The sequence below is a fragment of the Duncaniella sp. C9 genome (assembly GCF_004803935.1).
Classification (GTDB): Bacteria; Bacteroidota; Bacteroidia; order Bacteroidales; family Muribaculaceae; genus Duncaniella; species Duncaniella muris.
Window position 1 is genome coordinate 1 of the sequence record NZ_CP039547.1, and the last position, 16,887, is coordinate 16,887.

At 49.9% G+C, this 16,887-nt stretch carries 16 protein-coding genes and 1 pseudogene; 10 read left to right on the top strand and 7 right to left on the bottom strand.

The window, feature by feature from the left end:
- The 7 genes and pseudogenes from E7745_RS15200 to mobA form a co-directional block, all read right to left on the bottom strand.
- Nucleotides 1-1,123: pseudogene (locus E7745_RS15200) on the bottom strand (DNA methylase); the annotation flags it as partial.
- Between the two features lie 64 nt (nucleotides 1,124-1,187).
- Nucleotides 1,188-1,424, bottom strand: coding sequence for a hypothetical protein (locus E7745_RS15205; RefSeq protein WP_168181920.1), 237 nt, complete (start codon nucleotides 1,422-1,424; stop codon nucleotides 1,188-1,190).
- A complete protein-coding gene (locus tag E7745_RS15210) occupies nucleotides 1,421-3,577 on the bottom strand; it encodes an N-6 DNA methylase (protein ID WP_136408027.1) in 2,157 nt (718 codons plus the stop codon). The genes E7745_RS15205 and E7745_RS15210 overlap by 4 nt, the downstream gene beginning before the upstream one ends.
- Nucleotides 3,567-4,019 carry a DUF1896 family protein gene (locus E7745_RS00025; protein ID WP_123550740.1) on the bottom strand — a complete coding sequence of 151 codons (453 nt, stop codon included), beginning with the start codon at nucleotides 4,017-4,019 and terminating at the stop codon, nucleotides 3,567-3,569. The genes E7745_RS15210 and E7745_RS00025 overlap by 11 nt, the downstream gene beginning before the upstream one ends.
- 29 nt (nucleotides 4,020-4,048) lie before the next feature.
- Entirely contained in the window at nucleotides 4,049-6,049 is a 2,001-nt protein-coding gene (mobC, locus tag E7745_RS00030; protein WP_124030619.1) for a conjugal transfer protein MobC, read from the bottom strand.
- Nucleotides 6,050-6,075: 26 nt separating this feature from the next.
- Nucleotides 6,076-7,407 (bottom strand): conjugal transfer protein MobB, encoded by a 1,332-nt coding sequence (gene mobB / locus E7745_RS00035; RefSeq protein ID WP_124030618.1) that lies wholly within the window; start codon nucleotides 7,405-7,407, stop codon nucleotides 6,076-6,078.
- Nucleotides 7,386-7,808 (bottom strand): conjugal transfer protein MobA, encoded by a 423-nt coding sequence (gene mobA, locus E7745_RS00040; protein ID WP_124030617.1) that lies wholly within the window; start codon nucleotides 7,806-7,808, stop codon nucleotides 7,386-7,388. The genes mobB and mobA overlap by 22 nt, the downstream gene beginning before the upstream one ends.
- Before the next feature lie 1,148 nt (nucleotides 7,809-8,956).
- On the opposite strand from mobA, the gene E7745_RS00045 reads away from it, so the two are divergent.
- The 10 genes from E7745_RS00045 to traK all read left to right on the top strand — a co-directional run bounded on the left by E7745_RS00045 (nucleotide 8,957) and on the right by traK (nucleotide 16,880).
- Nucleotides 8,957-9,715, top strand: coding sequence for a ParA family protein (locus E7745_RS00045; RefSeq protein WP_123486677.1), 759 nt, complete (start codon nucleotides 8,957-8,959; stop codon nucleotides 9,713-9,715).
- Nucleotides 9,716-9,719: 4 nt separating this feature from the next.
- The gene (locus tag E7745_RS00050) at nucleotides 9,720-10,136 is read left to right on the top strand and encodes a DUF3408 domain-containing protein (protein WP_123550736.1); all 417 of its coding nucleotides are present in this window, start codon (nucleotides 9,720-9,722) and stop codon (nucleotides 10,134-10,136) included.
- Between the two features lie 21 nt (nucleotides 10,137-10,157).
- On the top strand, nucleotides 10,158-10,448 hold the full coding sequence (locus tag E7745_RS00055) for a DUF3408 domain-containing protein (RefSeq protein ID WP_123486679.1): 291 nt from the start codon (nucleotides 10,158-10,160) through the stop codon (nucleotides 10,446-10,448).
- Nucleotides 10,448-11,179, top strand: coding sequence for a hypothetical protein (locus E7745_RS00060; RefSeq protein WP_124030615.1), 732 nt, complete (start codon nucleotides 10,448-10,450; stop codon nucleotides 11,177-11,179). Before E7745_RS00055 ends, E7745_RS00060 begins: the two co-directional genes overlap by 1 nt.
- A 103-nt stretch (nucleotides 11,180-11,282) precedes the next feature.
- Nucleotides 11,283-11,579: a DUF4134 domain-containing protein gene (locus E7745_RS00065; RefSeq protein WP_123486691.1), complete on the top strand. Its 297-nt coding sequence runs from the start codon at nucleotides 11,283-11,285 to the stop codon at nucleotides 11,577-11,579.
- A 13-nt stretch (nucleotides 11,580-11,592) separates the two neighbouring features.
- Nucleotides 11,593-11,910 carry a DUF4133 domain-containing protein gene (locus E7745_RS00070; protein WP_124030614.1) on the top strand — a complete coding sequence of 106 codons (318 nt, stop codon included), beginning with the start codon at nucleotides 11,593-11,595 and terminating at the stop codon, nucleotides 11,908-11,910.
- Nucleotides 11,907-14,408 (top strand): TraG family conjugative transposon ATPase, encoded by a 2,502-nt coding sequence (locus tag E7745_RS00075; protein WP_124030613.1) that lies wholly within the window; start codon nucleotides 11,907-11,909, stop codon nucleotides 14,406-14,408. Before E7745_RS00070 ends, E7745_RS00075 begins: the two co-directional genes overlap by 4 nt.
- Before the next feature lie 152 nt (nucleotides 14,409-14,560).
- Nucleotides 14,561-15,199: a DUF4141 domain-containing protein gene (locus tag E7745_RS00080; RefSeq protein WP_124030612.1), complete on the top strand. Its 639-nt coding sequence runs from the start codon at nucleotides 14,561-14,563 to the stop codon at nucleotides 15,197-15,199.
- Nucleotides 15,200-15,239: 40 nt separating this feature from the next.
- Nucleotides 15,240-16,238 carry a conjugative transposon protein TraJ gene (gene traJ / locus E7745_RS00085; protein WP_124030622.1) on the top strand — a complete coding sequence of 333 codons (999 nt, stop codon included), beginning with the start codon at nucleotides 15,240-15,242 and terminating at the stop codon, nucleotides 16,236-16,238.
- Between the two features lie 18 nt (nucleotides 16,239-16,256).
- On the top strand, nucleotides 16,257-16,880 hold the full coding sequence (gene traK, locus E7745_RS00090; protein WP_123486682.1) for a conjugative transposon protein TraK: 624 nt from the start codon (nucleotides 16,257-16,259) through the stop codon (nucleotides 16,878-16,880).
- The last annotated feature ends 7 nt before the right edge of the window (nucleotides 16,881-16,887 follow it).

Sequence of the window (16,887 nt, forward strand, 5' to 3'; positions counted from 1 at the left end):
GTTTCAAGTCGCTTTTCGAGAGTTCGCCTTCCGTTTTGAAGTCCTTTGAGCATACCTACGGAGATGTCCTTTCCCTGCTCCTTGAGAACATTGAGGTTTTCCTCCACCGTGTCAAGCTCCGCCTGCATTATTTCCTCCTGCAAATCGCGCGACTGCGGGATTTTACCGAACTGGTCGTGCGACATTATTATGCAGTCGTAGTCGTTGTTCTGCATATTCCGCAGGAATTTCACGCGGTTGGCGGTTGAGAAAGTCTTTTCATCGGCAAAAAGTATGCGGGCGTCCGGGTACGCCGTGCGGTAGGTTTCGGCAATGGCGGCGACATTGGCTTTAAGCCCGATAATCATAGGCTTGTGGGCAAGACCAAGACGCTTCATTTCGTGCGCTGCTATGCACATTATCAAGGTTTTACCCGTGCCTACCTCGTGATCCGCGATACCCCGCCGTTCTGCAATAGCATCCATATACAGTCCTTTTGGGATTGGTATATTGACCTGACATTCAGCCTTTCGCCAAGCAGTTTCATGTTTATGGGGGAATGTCTGGTGGGAGCCGTCATAGCGCGGTCTGACGAAGCAGTTGAAGCGGCGGTTGTAGAGGTCGACAAGCCGTTCCTTGAACTCGTCGCTTTGGTTGTCGAGCCACTCTGTGAAGCCGTCGCGGATTTCGTCAATCTTTGTATTGGCAAGCTGTATCGCCTCCGGGTCGGGAACAAGAATGTCCTTGCCGTTCGCGTCCTTGCCTATTGATTTCTTGATGTTGGGGGTGGTGTGTGCAAGGCATGGCGCAACAGCGACATTCCGTTGTAATGCCTGAACTTACCTCTACGCAATATTCGTGTGTTATTTTGGCTGTATCATCGGTATTTGTCGCCGAGAAAGTATCCATCGCCGAGGAATATGCAATCTTCACCTCAGTGCCGTAGAGATATGACATGTATTCGGCATAGATGCCCGGGTATCCAACGCTCGCCGAAGTTGAAGTCCAGCTCCTCGTAGCGTATCCTTTCGGGAAATGCGTCTTTCAAGGCTTGGAGCGATGCCGCCACACGCGGATCGGTGTCACCTGTGTCGTCAATCCATTGTTCAATAAGCTCAGTCTTAGTCACCACATTTCCGGCGATGAAGCGGTCGGAGATTTCGTACTCACCTATGAGCGGGTTGAAATATATCCGTCCGTCAAGGCTCTCAATAATCTGAGCCTCGTCCATGCCGACAAGAGAAACACATATAGGAGAAATCCACCTTGCCGAACCTGTTGAGCGAAGCGGACAGAGCCTCCATAGGGGTGCCGACGGATGTAACCTCGTCAACGGCAAATGCTACCGGGCGGTCGAAGATGTCAGCCTTTACGAACAGCCCGTTGTCGCCACGTTCAAGGGCGAGAGCGTCACACCCGTTGGAGTCCATTTTTATGAACTTCACATTCTCACGCTCGTTGAGATGCCCGAATTTCTCCACGAACTCATCATAATACTGGTTGAGATGTTCGCGCAGTTCGGCACTTGCCTCGTGTGTTTCCGCCTCGTAATGGTAGAGCTGCTGATATGTTTCCGACAGGGTAATATACAGCATGGCGCGTTTCTCCTGCTCCGGCTTGAGCTGGAGCGGTGTGAAGGTGGCTCCCATGCGGCTGACCTGCGAGAGAAAGCCGACCTGACCTCTGTCGCATACCATTGAACCCTCCTTGTGGAAAAACTGCATATCTTCGAGAACGGACGGGGCGACATATCCGGCTCTATGTTTACATCCTCAATCGGGATAATTGTACGCTTCTTGACACCCGTAGGCACACCGGGAATGAAGTCGCCCTCAGTCATTTCTATGTATGGCGTATCGGGAATATTATCTTTATCCTGATTTTTTGCAGCTTCCATGCGTTGCCTTTCCGCCTCCTGCTCCATGAGCTGGCGGTGTGCAATCTCCATCATTGTGGTGTAGAACCCGTTTATAGGCGGATTGTCATCCCAGTTGAGAGAACCGTAAAATTTTAGTTCATCTTCGGTGAGCGGGCGGAAGTCGGTCTTGGACGTTTCAACCTTGACTGCTTTCGCTTTTGGTGATGCGGTAGCCGCTTTGACCTCAGCCGATTTAGCAGGTTGATCAGGCTTTTGTTTCTGCACCTTCTGTACCACCTGACGCTTGCTGCGGTGTTTCTTTGCGCCGGGTATCTCCACCAGTTCGCCGAAAAGATTATACATCATAATTTTCGGGTCGTAGCTGTCAGGGTTGCCATTCTCCGGCACAGTATTGCCCGATGTTTCTGTTTCATCGGCTCTCTGAGAAATCACCTGTGCAGGTGTTGGCGTTACCTCCACCGCCTCGACGTCCTCAATGTTAGGCTGCGGCTTTTCCTTCGGTGTCGGTTTTGCTGATACCTTATTATATATAGGTGCTGATACCATGTGCGCCTTTTGCTGTTTACCGTGATACAGGTCAAGGTTGAGATGTAGTCCGAACTCCGCGTAGAGAACCCTGCGCATATCATCGCCGATTGCGACAACACCGCCGTCATGGGTATATACCAATGCCGGTTTTCCGTATGGATCGGTGTCCTCTTTCGCTCCTGTACAGATAATATGCGTTGGATTTTCTATGAAATAGCGGTTGTTGGGTATTCCGCTGTCCTGTGCGGCTGTTGACTGAATAAAAAGTTTCTCGTCCGGTGTGAAGCCTGTTTTGCCGGAGTGCTTCTGCAATATGATAAGGTCGCTGCCCACCTCGGTGTTGGCACTGTCGATGAATGTATTGTTGGGCAGGCGCAAAGCGGTAACGAGGTCGGCACGCTTCATCAGCTCCATACGCACAAACGGGCTTTTGCCGTTCATCACACCCTGCGAAGTTATGAAAGCGACAATGCCGCCCTCACGAACCGCGTCAAGACCTTTGAGGAAGAAGTAATTATGTATCGCCGATGCCGATTTTCGGTAAGCAATGTTGTCACTGGTGGCATACACCGGATCAGGTACGGCGATATCACCGAACGGGATATTCGATGCCGCGACATCAAAATAATTCTCGTGATCGGTGCCCAGTTTCTCGAAGCCCTCTATATGAACGTCGGTCTGCGGGTATAGCTTGGACAGTATCAGCCCGGTCAATGTGTCCTTCTCGAACGCAATTCTCTCGCCACGGGGATTTACCCATGTGAACGCGTCCACAAAGGCACCGCTCCCCGCACTGGGGTCGAGGAAGCGTCGAGGTTCCACTCCCACCTGTTGCAGAGTCTGGGATATGGCTTCAACAACGTGCTTAGGGGTATAGAAGGCGGTAAGCACGGACGCTTTCAGAGAGTCCATGTAACGCTTAAACTCCCGGTCATTATTTGAATGGTCGTGAATTATGCGCCGAAGTTCTACTGTCGGGGCAAACAGTTCCCGGTCTGATTTCGTCCACTTGTCTGCGTCGGCAAGCTCGTTGGCGTCATTGAGGATACATTTAAGTCCTCCGAAGCCGGCATACTTGGATAATATCTCCCATTCCGCGTCATCCGGCGGTCTGCGCTCAACGCTCAGGGCGAAAGCTGTGCGTATCGCCTCAATGTTGTCACGCATTTTCTGCATACGGTTATAAGCCATTGTCCACGCAGAATTGAGTGATACGGCCTATCAGTATGTCGCGCTTTTCGTCAAGCTCCTCACGGTCTATGCCTACCTGAGTGCGGTCAAAACCGTCAAAGAGGTTCGGCACGTTGTCAATGACCCAGCGCGCCCAATAGTGGGCGGCAGGCTCGTAATCCACGTTGAGGGTATCGCCGAAATATTCAAGCAGAATATCGGCAACGATGTCAAACTCCGACTCGCCTATGTTGGTGAACAACACAGACAGAGCCAGTTCCTCCGCCTCCGGCACACTTGCACCGTTGCGCCGTGCTTCCTCGTATGTGTCAAGGGCACGGTCGGAGTTGGCGACAATCTGCGGATGGTCGGTGGCTATGTCGAAATTGTTTTGCGACAGGTATCTTAGCAGATACAGACGGTAATAATCGAGGTCGTAATAACCTCCTGTAAATTGTAACATTGGATTGTGGATTAAGTGGTGGTTGTTTTCTATTGTTGCGGGAAAAGGTGACTGAGTTCCGGGGTGGATAAAATCCGTTGCTTTTCATCGGATATTATCTGTATCACGTCGGCTTTCACCTGTTCATAGTTGCGTTGGATTATAGCCTTCATGCGCGACTTGTCGGGGGTGTCGTCGTGGAAGTCTGTTAGTATCGGAATAGGTTTGTAGCGGTCTGTTTCCGCCTTGACCTTCGCGCTGTCAATCACTATCTCGGCATGAAATATCTTCTGATCTATGCGCTCGTCGATATTGTCACAGACCGCCCCGACGAACATACCCTGCGTGAGAGTGGAAATCTTGCTCGGAGGAATGAGGCTGTCCATCTGCGTGTTGAAAGAATGGCTCACGTCCTGACGGTTGATGGATATTGACTGACGTTTCTGGAGAACCTTGCCGAAACGCTCGGAGAGTGTCTTGGCGGTCTCTCCGACGACCTGCCCGGAGAAGATGTTGCCGACGGTGTTCATCACCACGGCCGCCTCCTTGTCGCCGTAGTCGCGTTTGAGCTGCGAGAAGTCCTGAAAGCCGAGGCACACTGCAACCTTGTTGCTTCGGGCGGTGGCAATAAGCTGGTCAAGCCCCTTGAAATATATCGTCGGAAGCTCATCAATCAGCACTCCGCTTTTCAGCATACCTTTCTTGTTGATAATTTTGACGATACGGGAATTATACAGACCCAGTGCCGCGCCGTAGATATTCTGGCGGTCGGGATTGTTGCCGACACACAGTATCTTCGGCTCTTTCGGATTGTTGATGTCGAGAGTGAAATCATCGCCGGTCATAACCCAGTATAACTGAGGCGAAATCATGCGTGACAGCGGTATTTTCGCCGATGCGATTTGCCCCATCAACTGCTCAGCCGCGCCTCCCTGCCATGCGTCCATGAAGGGCGAGAGGTAGTTTTCCAGTTCCGGATAGCTGGTAAGAATGGGAAATAAATCCTCGTATCTTCTATTCAGAAGTTCTATGGCATGGGGAAATGTGCAATATTTTCCTCCCTTGTAAATGCGGAGATACCATATTATCGCGGCAAACAGTACAATCGGTGACTCCACAAAGAAATCGCCCTGCTTGCTCACCCACGACTTATTGAGGTTGAGCATAATAGTGTACGCGCTTTCGTATGCGTCGGCTATGTCGCTCATGAAATCGGGATGTATCGGATTGCATCGGTGACTACGTTCAGGGTCATCGAAATTTATCATGTAGAATTTCGGCTTGACCTTACCGTAGCCCTCCTTGTGACTGAGCAGATGGTTGTAGGCTATCATACTCAAATCGGGACTCTTGAAGTCATAGATATAGCCGCTGTAACCTTTCTCTATCATCTGCTTGATAAAGGAATTTATGACGGCATACGACTTGCCTGAACCGGGAGTACCCAACACGATGGTGGCTCTGAAAGGGTTGACGACGTTTATCCAGCCCTTGTGCCATTTCTTCTGATAGTAGAATCTGGTCGGCAGGTTAATGGAGTATTGGTTGTCCATAAGTTTTGTTTCCTGCATGAAGCTCTCGTTCTCGTCGTTGAAGCGGTCGTCCATCATATTGTTTTTCAGCATACGACCGGCCCATATTCCGCCCATGAGCAGGCAGATGTAGCCGACAACGGTGCTTATTATATAGGTGTAGCGCATACCGATGTCGAGTGTCCACCAGTTCAGAAGGAACAGTATGCTGCCTGTGGCGATTGTTACGCCGATATGCCGCCATGTGATGTTCTCGCTCCTTACTCCTCTGGTGCCGAAGCATGATAGCCCAAGTAGCAGGAGCGCGAACAGTTTGGCATTGAAAGTGGTGCTGAAAAGCCCGCAGGTGCGGTTGAAGTTGGCGCAGATCCTATGGACGGTCGAATAGAACCAGCCGCTCTCGACGGTTTCCACGCGGGTGAACCAGTATAGGTTGGCGACAACCAACACTATACTGACCGCCCGCAGGAAGTCCATAATCTTTGCCAACGCTCTGAGGTCGTCCTCTTGTTGGCTCATAATTGTAATTTTAGAAAAGTGAATTGTTAGAATTTCGGGCGACGCCCTTTCTTCTTTTTGCGCTGCATACGGCGGCGGAATTCCTCCTCGTCGGGATTGAACGACTGCCCCTGTTGGAACAGGCCGAGTCCCGGAATTGGCAGGTCGTAGTCGCCGAAGTCGGAAACGGATTGGGTGACGGTGTGTTGATGCTGACCACTTGAAGGTTGATTAACCACCGGCTCTTGTGCTGTGTCGGTATGAGTGTCACCCGGTGTCGGTTCTACCAGCGGAACAACAATGGGTGTCGAAACATCGTGAGTGTCGGCAGGTATATTTGTCTGATTGTTGAACTGATTGTTGAATCGCTCATTGATTGCGTTTGCCGAAAACTCCTTGCCGAGATTGGAACCGTTCAATACCGTCATGGTGTTGTGGTCGATGAACGTGACTCCATATATGCGGCCTCCATCATTATAGCGGAGAACAACATCAATATTGCGTTCTTTCAGCTTGGCGATGAAATCAGCCTTATCGATAGAGTGAGCAATCACATCGGTGACTTTGCGCTTGGTCGGTGCAATATCAATCTTTTCCTTAGCCATTTCAAATCTCCCGTCAATAGCGGTGCGACTCGCAAATTTGCCGAGGAGCGAAGCCTTGAAAGGCGTTGCGATGCTCTTGCCATTATTATCAGTGGCGAAATAGACAAGACCGTGATACTCGCGCCCGTTCACTCTGCCGTCGGTAGGCTCACACCTCACATTATATAGTGAGAGAATTGCGTTATATTCCCCGATGGTCTGGAATTTATAGCGCATACCGACCATCTTGACGGTGTTGGCAACCTGACGCTTGATGTCGCCTGACGGGTCAATCTTTCTAATCGGAGTATCGGGCGAGATTTTTTCTCGTTGCGCCTTGTGGAGATTATATTTTTCCTCCAGCTCGGTGGTAATTTTCTTGCTGCGACGAAATAGAAAGTCCTGATTGAGCCTCTTGCCCTGCTCGTTGACATTGACTGTCACTATATGGATATGGTGGCGGTCGATGTCCATGTGCTTGTAAATTATGTAGGGCTGCTCACCGAAGCCGAGTTTGTCCAGATACTCGCGTGCAAGGATTTCATACTGCTGCTCAGTCAACTTATCGTCGGGGTGCGGATTTAGGGAGATATGCAGCACGGGCTTTTTTGTCCTGCCCGTTTTCGGCATGAACAGGTTGAAATTCTCCACCATTCGGGCAATGTCAATATGTCCGTCTGCCGGAAGTATAATCTTGTTGGCACCAAGCACACGGCCCTCGTCACGGTTCATCTTCATGCCGTTGTATGACAACGCCCCGTAGAGCGATGATCCTATCGAGATTTTAGCGACCATTGTTCATCAAACTGCATGGATAACGCCTTTACATCGGCTGTGACTTTTGCCAGATCTATGGTGGCTTTCTCCAGCTTGTAGAGATGTGTCATAGCTTTCTTCTCAGTGAAATTTGCGCGAAGCTCCTTCACAACGAGGTCATAATTTACCCCGATTGTACGGTACTGGGCGAAAAACTCCGAGAGTTTGGCGCAATATACTGCAAGGGACTTATCCGTGGTCAGCACCTTGAAAGGCTTTCCGAAGATAAGTTTTTTTATGAACGTGGCTTTTACGGATTCATCAGCCTTCTCCATCATGCGGGTCAGGCTATCCCATTCGAGGTCATCGAAGCGTACCATGACGCAGTGGGTGCATCGGTTGGGCGACAAGGGTCGCCCGGTTTTCGGTTTTTCAGTCATATTATGTATGGATTTTGTGGTGAGTGCATCGCTGTGTACAGACAAACCGCAGGTCAAGTCATGGGATATTCGACTTTGGAGAATATCCTGCATTGCAAGGTTGTTTCGTGGGAACCGGAGTTACCCGAAACCCGAATAGTTACTATTCGGACACCTTGCTATGTCTATGTGGACATCCTTCCTAATATGAAATCCATATTTTCGGTGCCTGTGGTGCCGGTCATACCATTTGGCGGTGAAAAAACGGTGTTCCATACCTGCGGAGTGTAGATACACACGTCGATGCTTCCATAAAGTTACAAAAAATCCGGTGCAATTCCTAACTGCAAGAGAGAAAATTTGAAACTTTATGACGGCAGGGATTGCCGTGGGGGCACCGTTGGAAAGTCCGGTGATGCCGTGAGTAAAAAAATCGCATGGCAAAATGTTAAAATTTCAGCCCCGTTTTCGGGAAATCCGGGGAAAAGTGAGGAAATCCGGCACCTCAACCTCTATGAGCCAATGAGTTGGCAATTTTAAGGGCTTGACAAAATGGAATTTATTTTGTTTCTTTGTGTAGAGATTAGCTCGAAAGCTCGCCTTCAGGGAAGTCAACCTACTTGTTATATAATGAACTTCCCTCCTGAACTGCAAGATTGAAAGCTGACCTGCCAATAACATTCCTCGCCTCTTGGCAAGACCGCAATAAAGGTATTTATACAATGTCCTTCCGAACAATCTATTTTATTTATGATGTACGGAGATTGGTTACTGAACGGCAAAGTATGTATCTTATAATAAAGCGGGCAAACCTCCTGACAAGGAATATTAGAAGCAAACTACCTATCTATGGTTCTACGGACATATAGCCGTGCGGCCATAGTTAGAAAGGAACAATGTTCCGCCACTAAATCCAACACCCAAAATTAAAAAAAGAAAATGACTGACATGACTATCACCTTCCGGCTTACATAGCCGATGCCCTCCTGACGGCGGAGGAAGGTCGCCCATGAGCGACGGAGATAGCCGTACCCCAACTCAAAAGCATAGCCAATGCCGCTGCCTGTCCCCCCCACGGAGTATAGACAAGACCGGTCTGCGACGTGTCGAAATGAAGCTGACGGCCACTGCTATGCAGTCACCACTACATCCATTTTCAAATTTTATTTATGACAGATCCTAAATTTGTCGCTTTCTCCACCCAGAAAGGTGGAGCGGGCAAAACGACTCTGACCGTTCTTGCGGCGAGTTACCTCTACTATGTCAGGGGGCTGAAAGTCCTTGTCGTTGACTGCGACTTTCCCCAGTACAGCATTGAGGATATGCGTGAACGTGACAAGGAGCTGATAGAGTGCAGCCCCGTGTTCAAAAAGATGTTTTCCGACAATATGCGTCTGACAAAGCTGGCTCCATATCCGGTTTTGTCGGCTCAGCCGGAGAATGCCATGCGCAAAGTCCGTGAGATTATCGATGACTGCGAGGATGAGATAGACATCGTATTTTTCGACCTTCCCGGCACAGTCAACAATCCCGGTGTTGTTTCTATCCTTAACTGTCTGGACATGGTGATTGTCCCTGTCGCCGCCGACAAGGTAATACTTGAAAGCTCGCTCGCCTTCGCCCTGAAAATACAGGAGTGGCTCACGACCGGGCGCACATCGGTCAAACAGATGTATATGCTCTGGAACCTCGTGGACGCCCGCGAGAAGACTGACCTCTATGACCAATATGAGGCTGTGTTTGAGGAATACGGGCTTCAGACCATGAAAACCAAGATACCCGACACCAAGAAGTATCGCCGCGAGGGGTCAAAGACCCTTAACCGCGCTGTGTTCCGTTCTACGCTTGTTCCGCCTGACAAAACGCTGCTCAAAGGCACAAGGCTTCCGGAACTTGCCGATGAACTGCTCGGCATATTAAACCAGTGAGCCTATGTCAAAGGTTTATGAGCCGCAAATCGATCCGGAGGAATTTATCAGGACATTTCGTGATGAGCCATCCGGTCTGTCATCGCTGAAAAGAAAAAGCGCGTCCAAACAGCAAGAACAGGCTAACCCACAGCCGGTGGCAGGCGAAGGTGACGGTGCAAGCCCCGGAAATACCACTGTACAGGCTAAAAATTCCGAAAGGGAACGGCTGTATATGGAACGCTTCGTGCGCAATATGCGTTATATGTGGCCGGAAGATAAATTCCAAGTGTCGGAAATCGATCCTGAATTTATCTGGAAGATACGCCGGATACTATTCCACAAGAAGAAAGGGAAGGTCTGCTCCATCAAAGCCTATATCAACAATGTGCTTGCAGCGCATTTTGAGGAATTCGCAGATATTATCGACCCTATTTTATAACCCCACACATTCACAACAATCATGAAAAAATCCCAATCACGAGTAGTCACCACTATCGAGGTGGCTGAAATCCCTGATGGCGCGGAAGAACGCTATATTGAGCGTTTTCTCTCGCCGCACATCTTGATGTCCAACAGGAAGGTGTATATCTATCCCGAAGTTCATGCCGCCCTGTCGCGCATGGTAAAGGGTCTTGACAGACCCGGAGTGTCAATCGGCTCGTATGCCTCGGAAATCATACTTGAGCATATTGCCCGCAACAATGCGGTGATGCGCAGTGTCCATGAACGTAACCATAAAGACCTGTTCTGATGGAAACTGTACTTATAATAGCTCTGCTGGCGAGTAACCTGTGGCTTATCCGCAGGGTGCTGACAAAGCCCGACACAGCAAAGCCGGTAAAGGAAACGCCATCGCCGGAACCCGCTAAGGCTGCCGACACAGAGGAGGAAGCCGAAAATGACAGTATTGTCGGCAAAAGCACTTTTGACATCAACGAGTTCAAGGAGGTGTTCCGCGAGGCTGCGAAAGAAGCAGCCAAAGAGGTATTACCGCTTATCATCAAGGAGTACGGCAAACCCTCGGATGCCGGTTTTCCCGATGAACCGGAGGAAAAGTCCTCAGCACAAATCCCGGTGGAGAAACTCGATGAAGTTTTTGCCACACACTCCGCAAGCGAACTGACAGGCGATGAAATCCCGGCGGAGGAACCCAGAGCCGGAGGCAGTGACTTCAACGAAATCAGTACTGCTGTAAACGTTCTGAAGGGTAATTCCGACAATCCCGATGACAAGGAAACCGCCCGCCGTGTGCTGCCCGACATACAAGGCACACAGATTATCGAGAAAATCAAGCTCGATCCGTTGGTGCGCAAGCGCATACTTATGATTGAGTGCCAGCTCCCCGAAATTCCGGGGGAGAATAATACTGCTGACACTCCACCCTCAAACCCGGAGGAAGCGAAGCCGAAAAAGAAAATCGTGTTCCATGCTGACATAGACACAACCGGCATTGACGCTATCGACTTCAATATTCTCCACTGACCACCACTATCCAAATCCACAATCCATCCTAAAAATAAAATTTATGACAAAATCCCTCAAAAAGCTCTATGACAGTATCGTAGCGTTTATGAACGCTCCCGGTATGCGTCGCCCTATGGCGATGATGCTCACGCTCCTTCTGTGTGCAGCCAACCTCTACGCCGCCGGCAACGGTCTGGCGGGTATCAACGAGGCTACCTCGATGATGACCTCCTATTTCGACCCCGCCACGAAACTGATCTATGCCATCGGCGCGGTGGTGGGTCTTATCGGCGGTGTCAAGGTCTATGGAAAGTTCAGCTCCGGCGATCCCGACACATCGAAAACCGCCGCCTCTTGGTTCGGTGCCTGTATATTCCTCGTGGTAGCCGCCACAATCCTGCGCTCGTTCTTCCTCTAATCCCGCCACGCCAATGGAATATCCTATCAACAAGGGCATAGGCAGGACGGTGGAATACAAGGGGCTGAAAGCTCAGTACCTTTTCATCTTCGCCGGAGGTCTGATAACCGATTTCATTCTGTTCGTGGTACTCTATATGTGCGGTGTACAGCAGGGTCTGTGCATAGGCTTCGGTGCCGTGAGCGCGTCGGCTCTGGTATGGTACACCTTCCACCTTAACGGCAAGTACGGGCAGTACGGTCTTATGAAACTCACCTCGGTGAAGTACCGTCCCCGCTATATCATCAACCGTCTGCGTGTGCGCAGTATAATGAAGGGAGGTCGCAAATGAGAAATACACTGAAAGCCACAACGCTGGAAAGCAAACTGCCGTTGCTCGCCGTGGAACACGGTTGCATCATCTCGAAGGACGCCGATATAACGGTGGCCTTCGAGGTCAGCCTCCCGGAACTGTTCACCGTAACATCGCAGGAATACGAAGCCATGCACGCCGCATGGTGCAAGGCGATCAAAGTGCTGCCGCATTATTCGGTGGCGCACAAGCAGGACTGGTTTGTGTCTGAGAACTATAAGCCGGAACTGCAAAAAGATAATTTGAGTTTTCTTGACCGCAGTTTTGAACGCCATTTCAACGAGCGTCCATACCTCGCCCACAAGTGCTACCTGTTCCTGACAAAGACCACAAAGGAGCGTATGCGACAGCAGTCGAATTTCTCCACCCTCTGCCGTGGGCGTATAACACCGAAGGAACTCAATCACGAGATGATTGTGGGCTTCATGGAAGCTGTCGGGCAGTTCGAGCGCATTATCAACGACACCGGCTATATCTCGCTGCGCCGTATAGGTGACGATGAGATAATCGGTACAGACACAACTTCCGGTATCATAGAAAAGTATCTGTCACTGTCGATGGGAGATGTCAACTGTCTGGAGGATATCGACCTGTCACCGAAAGAAATGCGTATCGGCGACAAGATGCTGTGCCTGCATACACTTTCAGATACTGATGATCTGCCCGGAAAGGTCAGCACTGATAACCGTTATGAGCGGTTATCGACTGACCGCTCGGATTGCAGATTGAGCTTCGCCTCTCCCGTTGGTCTGCTTCTGCCGTGCAACCATATCTACAACCAGTATATACTGATTGACGACCACGACGAGAATCTGGCGAAGTTCGAGAAGACAGCCCGAAATATGAACAGTCTTTCAAGGTATAGCCGAAGCAATGCCATAAACAAAGAGTGGATAGACCGCTATCTGAACGAGGCTCACAGCTATGGTCTTACCTCTGTGCGCTGCCACTGCAATATAATGGCGTGGAGCGACGATGCAGAGGAACTGCGCAGGATTAAGAACGATGTCGGAAGTCAGCTCGCCACAATGGGGTGTATGCCCCGTCACAACACCATTGACTGCCCGACACTGTTCTGGTCGGCTATGCCCGGAAATGAGGCTGATTTCCCTGCCGAGGAGAGTTTTTACACTTTCATAGAACCCGCTGTTTGTTTCTTCACCGCTGAAACAAACTACCGCTCTTCTCTCTCGCCATTCGGAATAAAGATGGTCGATAGACTGACCGGGAAACCTATCCATCTGGATATAAGTGATGAGCCTATGAAACGCGGTATCACCACCAACCGCAACAAGTTCATACTGGGCCCGTCGGGTAGCGGAAAGTCTTTCTTTACCAACCATCTGGTGCGCCAATATTATGAGCAGGGCGCGCATATCCTCCTGATTGACACCGGCAATTCATACGAAGGGCTGTGCAATCTGATCCACAACAAGACGCACGGCGAGGACGGTATCTATTATACCTACACCGAGGAAAAGCCGATTTCTTTCAATCCGTTTTTCACAGATGACGGGGTGTTCGATGTGGAGAAGAAAGACTCGATCAAGACCCTGCTGCTGACGCTGTGGAAGTCGGAGGACGACCGCGTGACAAAGACCGAATCCGGTGAGCTTGGCTCTGCGCTGTCGATGTTTCTTGACAAGATGAAACGTGATAAGAACATCGTGCCATGCTTCAATTCCTTTTATGAGTTTATGCGCGACGATTACCGTGCTGAAATGGCACAACGTCCTATCCCCATCTACAAACAGGATTTCGACATCGACAACTTCTTGACAACCCTGCGCCAGTATTACCACGGAGGCCGGTTTGACTTCCTTCTCAATTCCAAAGAGAATATCGACCTGCTAAGCAAGCGTTTCGTCGTGTTCGAGATAGACGCCATACGCGACAACAAAGACCTGTTCCCTGTGGTGACAATTATCATCATGGAAGCCTTCATCAACAAGATGCGCCGGTTGAAAGGCGTGCGAAAACTTCTTATATGCGAGGAGGCTTGGAAGGCGTTGTCAACCGCAAACATGGCTGAGTATATGCGCTATATGTTCAAGACGGTGCGTAAATACTTTGGCGAGGCGGTGGTTGTCACTCAGGAAGTGGACGATATTATCTCGTCGCCCATTGTCAAGGAAACCATCATCAACAACTCAGACTGTAAAATCCTTCTGGATCAGCGGAAATATATGAACCGCTTTGACCAGATACAGGAGCTGCTCGGTCTGACCGACAAGGAAAAGGCGCAGATACTCAGTATCAATATGGCAAACAGCCCCAACCGGCTCTACAAAGAGGTATGGATCGGGCTGGGCGGAACGCAGTCCGCTGTCTATGCCACGGAGGTATCACCGGAGGAATACCTGTGTTACACTACCGAGGAAACGGAGAAAATCCAAGTCCTTGACCGCGCCCGTCAGCTCGGCGGCGACATCGAAGCCGCAATCAAACAGTTAGCCAACGAAAGGAGAGAGAAATAATGTATGAAAGTGAAATACGTCTTAATAGGCATTTTTTCAGGAGTATCTTTCTGCCTCGGCCTCCTCCTGACAATTATTCTCGCCATGATTAGAGCTATTATAAGCATGGCTCACAGAATACGATAAATCCACCACTTTTAATCCGCAATCAAATGAAGCAACTCAAGTTTTTAATCCCTCTTATTGCCCTGTGCCAGATGTTAGGCACGGGCAGGGCTTCCGCCCAATGGACGGTCATAGACCCGTCCAACATCGCCCAGTCCATCGTAAACAACTCCAAATCACTCGTTCAGGAGTCACAGACGGCTACGCACATGGTCAAAAATTTTCAGGAAACCGTGAAAATTTACCAGCAGGCTAAGAAATATTATGACGCACTGCAATCGGTCAACAACCTTGTCCGTGATGCCCGCAAGGTGCAGCAGACAATCCTGATGCTCGGCAATATCTCCGGCTATTACGTCAATAATTTCCAGAAGATGCTGACCGATCCGAACTTCACATCGGCTGAACTCTCGGCAATCGCCTCCGGCTACACCCGTATTCTCGAAGAAGCCAACGGCGTACTCGGCGACTTGAAACAGGTAGTCAATATCACTACATTGAGTATGACCGACAAAGACCGTATGGATGTGGTCGATGACTGTTACAAGGAGATGAAAAGGCTGAAGAACCTGACGGCATATTACACCAACAAGAATATAAGCGTGTCATACCTGCGTGCCAAAAAGAAGGCTGATACACAGCGTGTGGTGGCTCTCTATGGCGACGGGTCTGAAAAATACTGGTAATCGTAATAATCATAATTAAAAAAATATGATAGCGTTATCAATAGATTTCAACAACCTCCACACCATACTGCGCTCGCTCTATGACGAGATGATGCCTCTATGTGAGGATATGGCGGGTGTGGCTCAGGCGATAGCCGGATTGGGCGCGTTGTTCTTCGTTGCCTATCGCATCTGGCGGTCACTTGCCGCCGCAGAGCCGATTGATGTGTTTCCGCTGCTACGTCCGTTCGTGATAGGCTTCTGTATAATGTTTTTCCCGTCGGTGGTACTCGGCACCATCAACTCTGTGATGTCGCCGATTGTGCAGGGTACAGCCTCTATGCTTGAAGGGCAGACACTCGATATGCAGAAATACCGCGAGGAGAAAGACAGGCTGGAGTATGAGGCGATGATGAATGACCCGTCAACAGCCTACCTTGTCGATGATGCCGAGTTTGACAGACAGATAGACGAATTAGGCGTGACGGAGATAGGCACAGCCGCCGGAATGTATATCGAGCGGGGAATGTACAAAGTCAAAAAAGCTATTCAAAACTTTTTCAGAGAGTTGTTAGAGATGCTTTTTCAGGCTGCCTCACTCACGATTGACACTATCCGCACATTCTTCCTTATCGTGCTGTCAATTCTCGGCCCGGTCGCCTTCGCTCTTTCCGTTTGGGATGGCTTCCAGTCAACGCTGACCCAGTGGATACAACGATATATCCAGACTTATCTGTGGCTGCCGGTGGCAGACCTATTTTCGACAATCCTTGCGAAAATACAGGTGCTGATGTTGCAGAACGACATTTCGGAACTGACAAACAACCCCAACGCAAACCTCGACAGCTCAAATACTTGCTATGTCATTTTTATGATAATCGGCATTATAGGATACTTCACGATTCCAACTGTGGCGGGCTGGATAATACAAGCCGGAGGTGCCGGAAACTATAACCGTGCTGTCAACACCACCGCGATGCAGGTCGGTTCTGGTGCGGCAAGTGTCGGAGGCGCGGTCGCCGGAAATGTCGCGGGCAACGCAGGCAAATTGCTTAAATAATATTCAAACGACATTCAAATGCAATTCAAATCACTTAAAAACATCGAAACCTCGTTCCGCCAGATACGGCTGTTTGGTATTGTGTTTGTGGCGATGTGTGCCGTGGTGGTGTCGGTGGCTCTGATCTGCGTGTTCAATTTCGCTGAAAGGCAGAGGGAAAAAATCTATGTTCTTGACAACGGCAAGAGTCTTATGCTCGCCTTGTCGCAGGACATGGAGCAGAACCGCCCGGCGGAAGCCCGTGAACATGTGCGACGCTTCCATGAACTGTTTTTCACTCTGTCGCCCGACAAATCGGCGATTGAGCATAACATCAACCGCGCCCTTATACTGTCGGACAAGTCGGCATACAACTACTACACCGATTTCTCGGAGAAGGGTTACTACAACCGTATCATCGCCGGCAACATCAACCAAGTGCTGCAAGTGGACAGTGTGGTGTGCGATTTCAACAACTATCCGTACATCGCTAAAACCTATGCCCGACAAATGATTATCCGCGAAAGCAATGTTACAGAGCGTACACTGGTGACGCAGTGCCGCCTCTCCAACGCCTCACGCTCCGACGACAATCCCAACGGCTTCATCATCGAAGGCTTCACAATACTTGAGAACAAGGATATTTCAACCGTAAAACGATAATTCAATT

What these genes read in the sequence shown, in the direction of transcription:
- E7745_RS15210 (WP_136408027.1), bottom strand. Translation starts at nt 3,577, where the DNA reads ATGGCTTATAACCGTATGCAGAAAATGCGTGACAACATTGAGGCGATA.
- E7745_RS00025 (WP_123550740.1), bottom strand. Translation starts at nt 4,019, where the DNA reads ATGTTACAATTTACAGGAGGTTATTACGACCTCGATTATTACCGTCTG.
- mobC (WP_124030619.1), bottom strand. Translation starts at nt 6,049, where the DNA reads ATGAGCCAACAAGAGGACGACCTCAGAGCGTTGGCAAAGATTATGGAC.
- mobB (WP_124030618.1), bottom strand. Translation starts at nt 7,407, where the DNA reads ATGGTCGCTAAAATCTCGATAGGATCATCGCTCTACGGGGCGTTGTCA.
- mobA (WP_124030617.1), bottom strand. Translation starts at nt 7,808, where the DNA reads ATGACTGAAAAACCGAAAACCGGGCGACCCTTGTCGCCCAACCGATGC.
- E7745_RS00045 (WP_123486677.1), top strand. Translation starts at nt 8,957, where the DNA reads ATGACAGATCCTAAATTTGTCGCTTTCTCCACCCAGAAAGGTGGAGCG.
- E7745_RS00050 (WP_123550736.1), top strand. Translation starts at nt 9,720, where the DNA reads ATGTCAAAGGTTTATGAGCCGCAAATCGATCCGGAGGAATTTATCAGG.
- E7745_RS00055 (WP_123486679.1), top strand. Translation starts at nt 10,158, where the DNA reads ATGAAAAAATCCCAATCACGAGTAGTCACCACTATCGAGGTGGCTGAA.
- E7745_RS00060 (WP_124030615.1), top strand. Translation starts at nt 10,448, where the DNA reads ATGGAAACTGTACTTATAATAGCTCTGCTGGCGAGTAACCTGTGGCTT.
- E7745_RS00065 (WP_123486691.1), top strand. Translation starts at nt 11,283, where the DNA reads ATGCGTCGCCCTATGGCGATGATGCTCACGCTCCTTCTGTGTGCAGCC.
- E7745_RS00070 (WP_124030614.1), top strand. Translation starts at nt 11,593, where the DNA reads ATGGAATATCCTATCAACAAGGGCATAGGCAGGACGGTGGAATACAAG.
- E7745_RS00075 (WP_124030613.1), top strand. Translation starts at nt 11,907, where the DNA reads ATGAGAAATACACTGAAAGCCACAACGCTGGAAAGCAAACTGCCGTTG.
- E7745_RS00080 (WP_124030612.1), top strand. Translation starts at nt 14,561, where the DNA reads ATGAAGCAACTCAAGTTTTTAATCCCTCTTATTGCCCTGTGCCAGATG.
- traK (WP_123486682.1), top strand. Translation starts at nt 16,257, where the DNA reads ATGCAATTCAAATCACTTAAAAACATCGAAACCTCGTTCCGCCAGATA.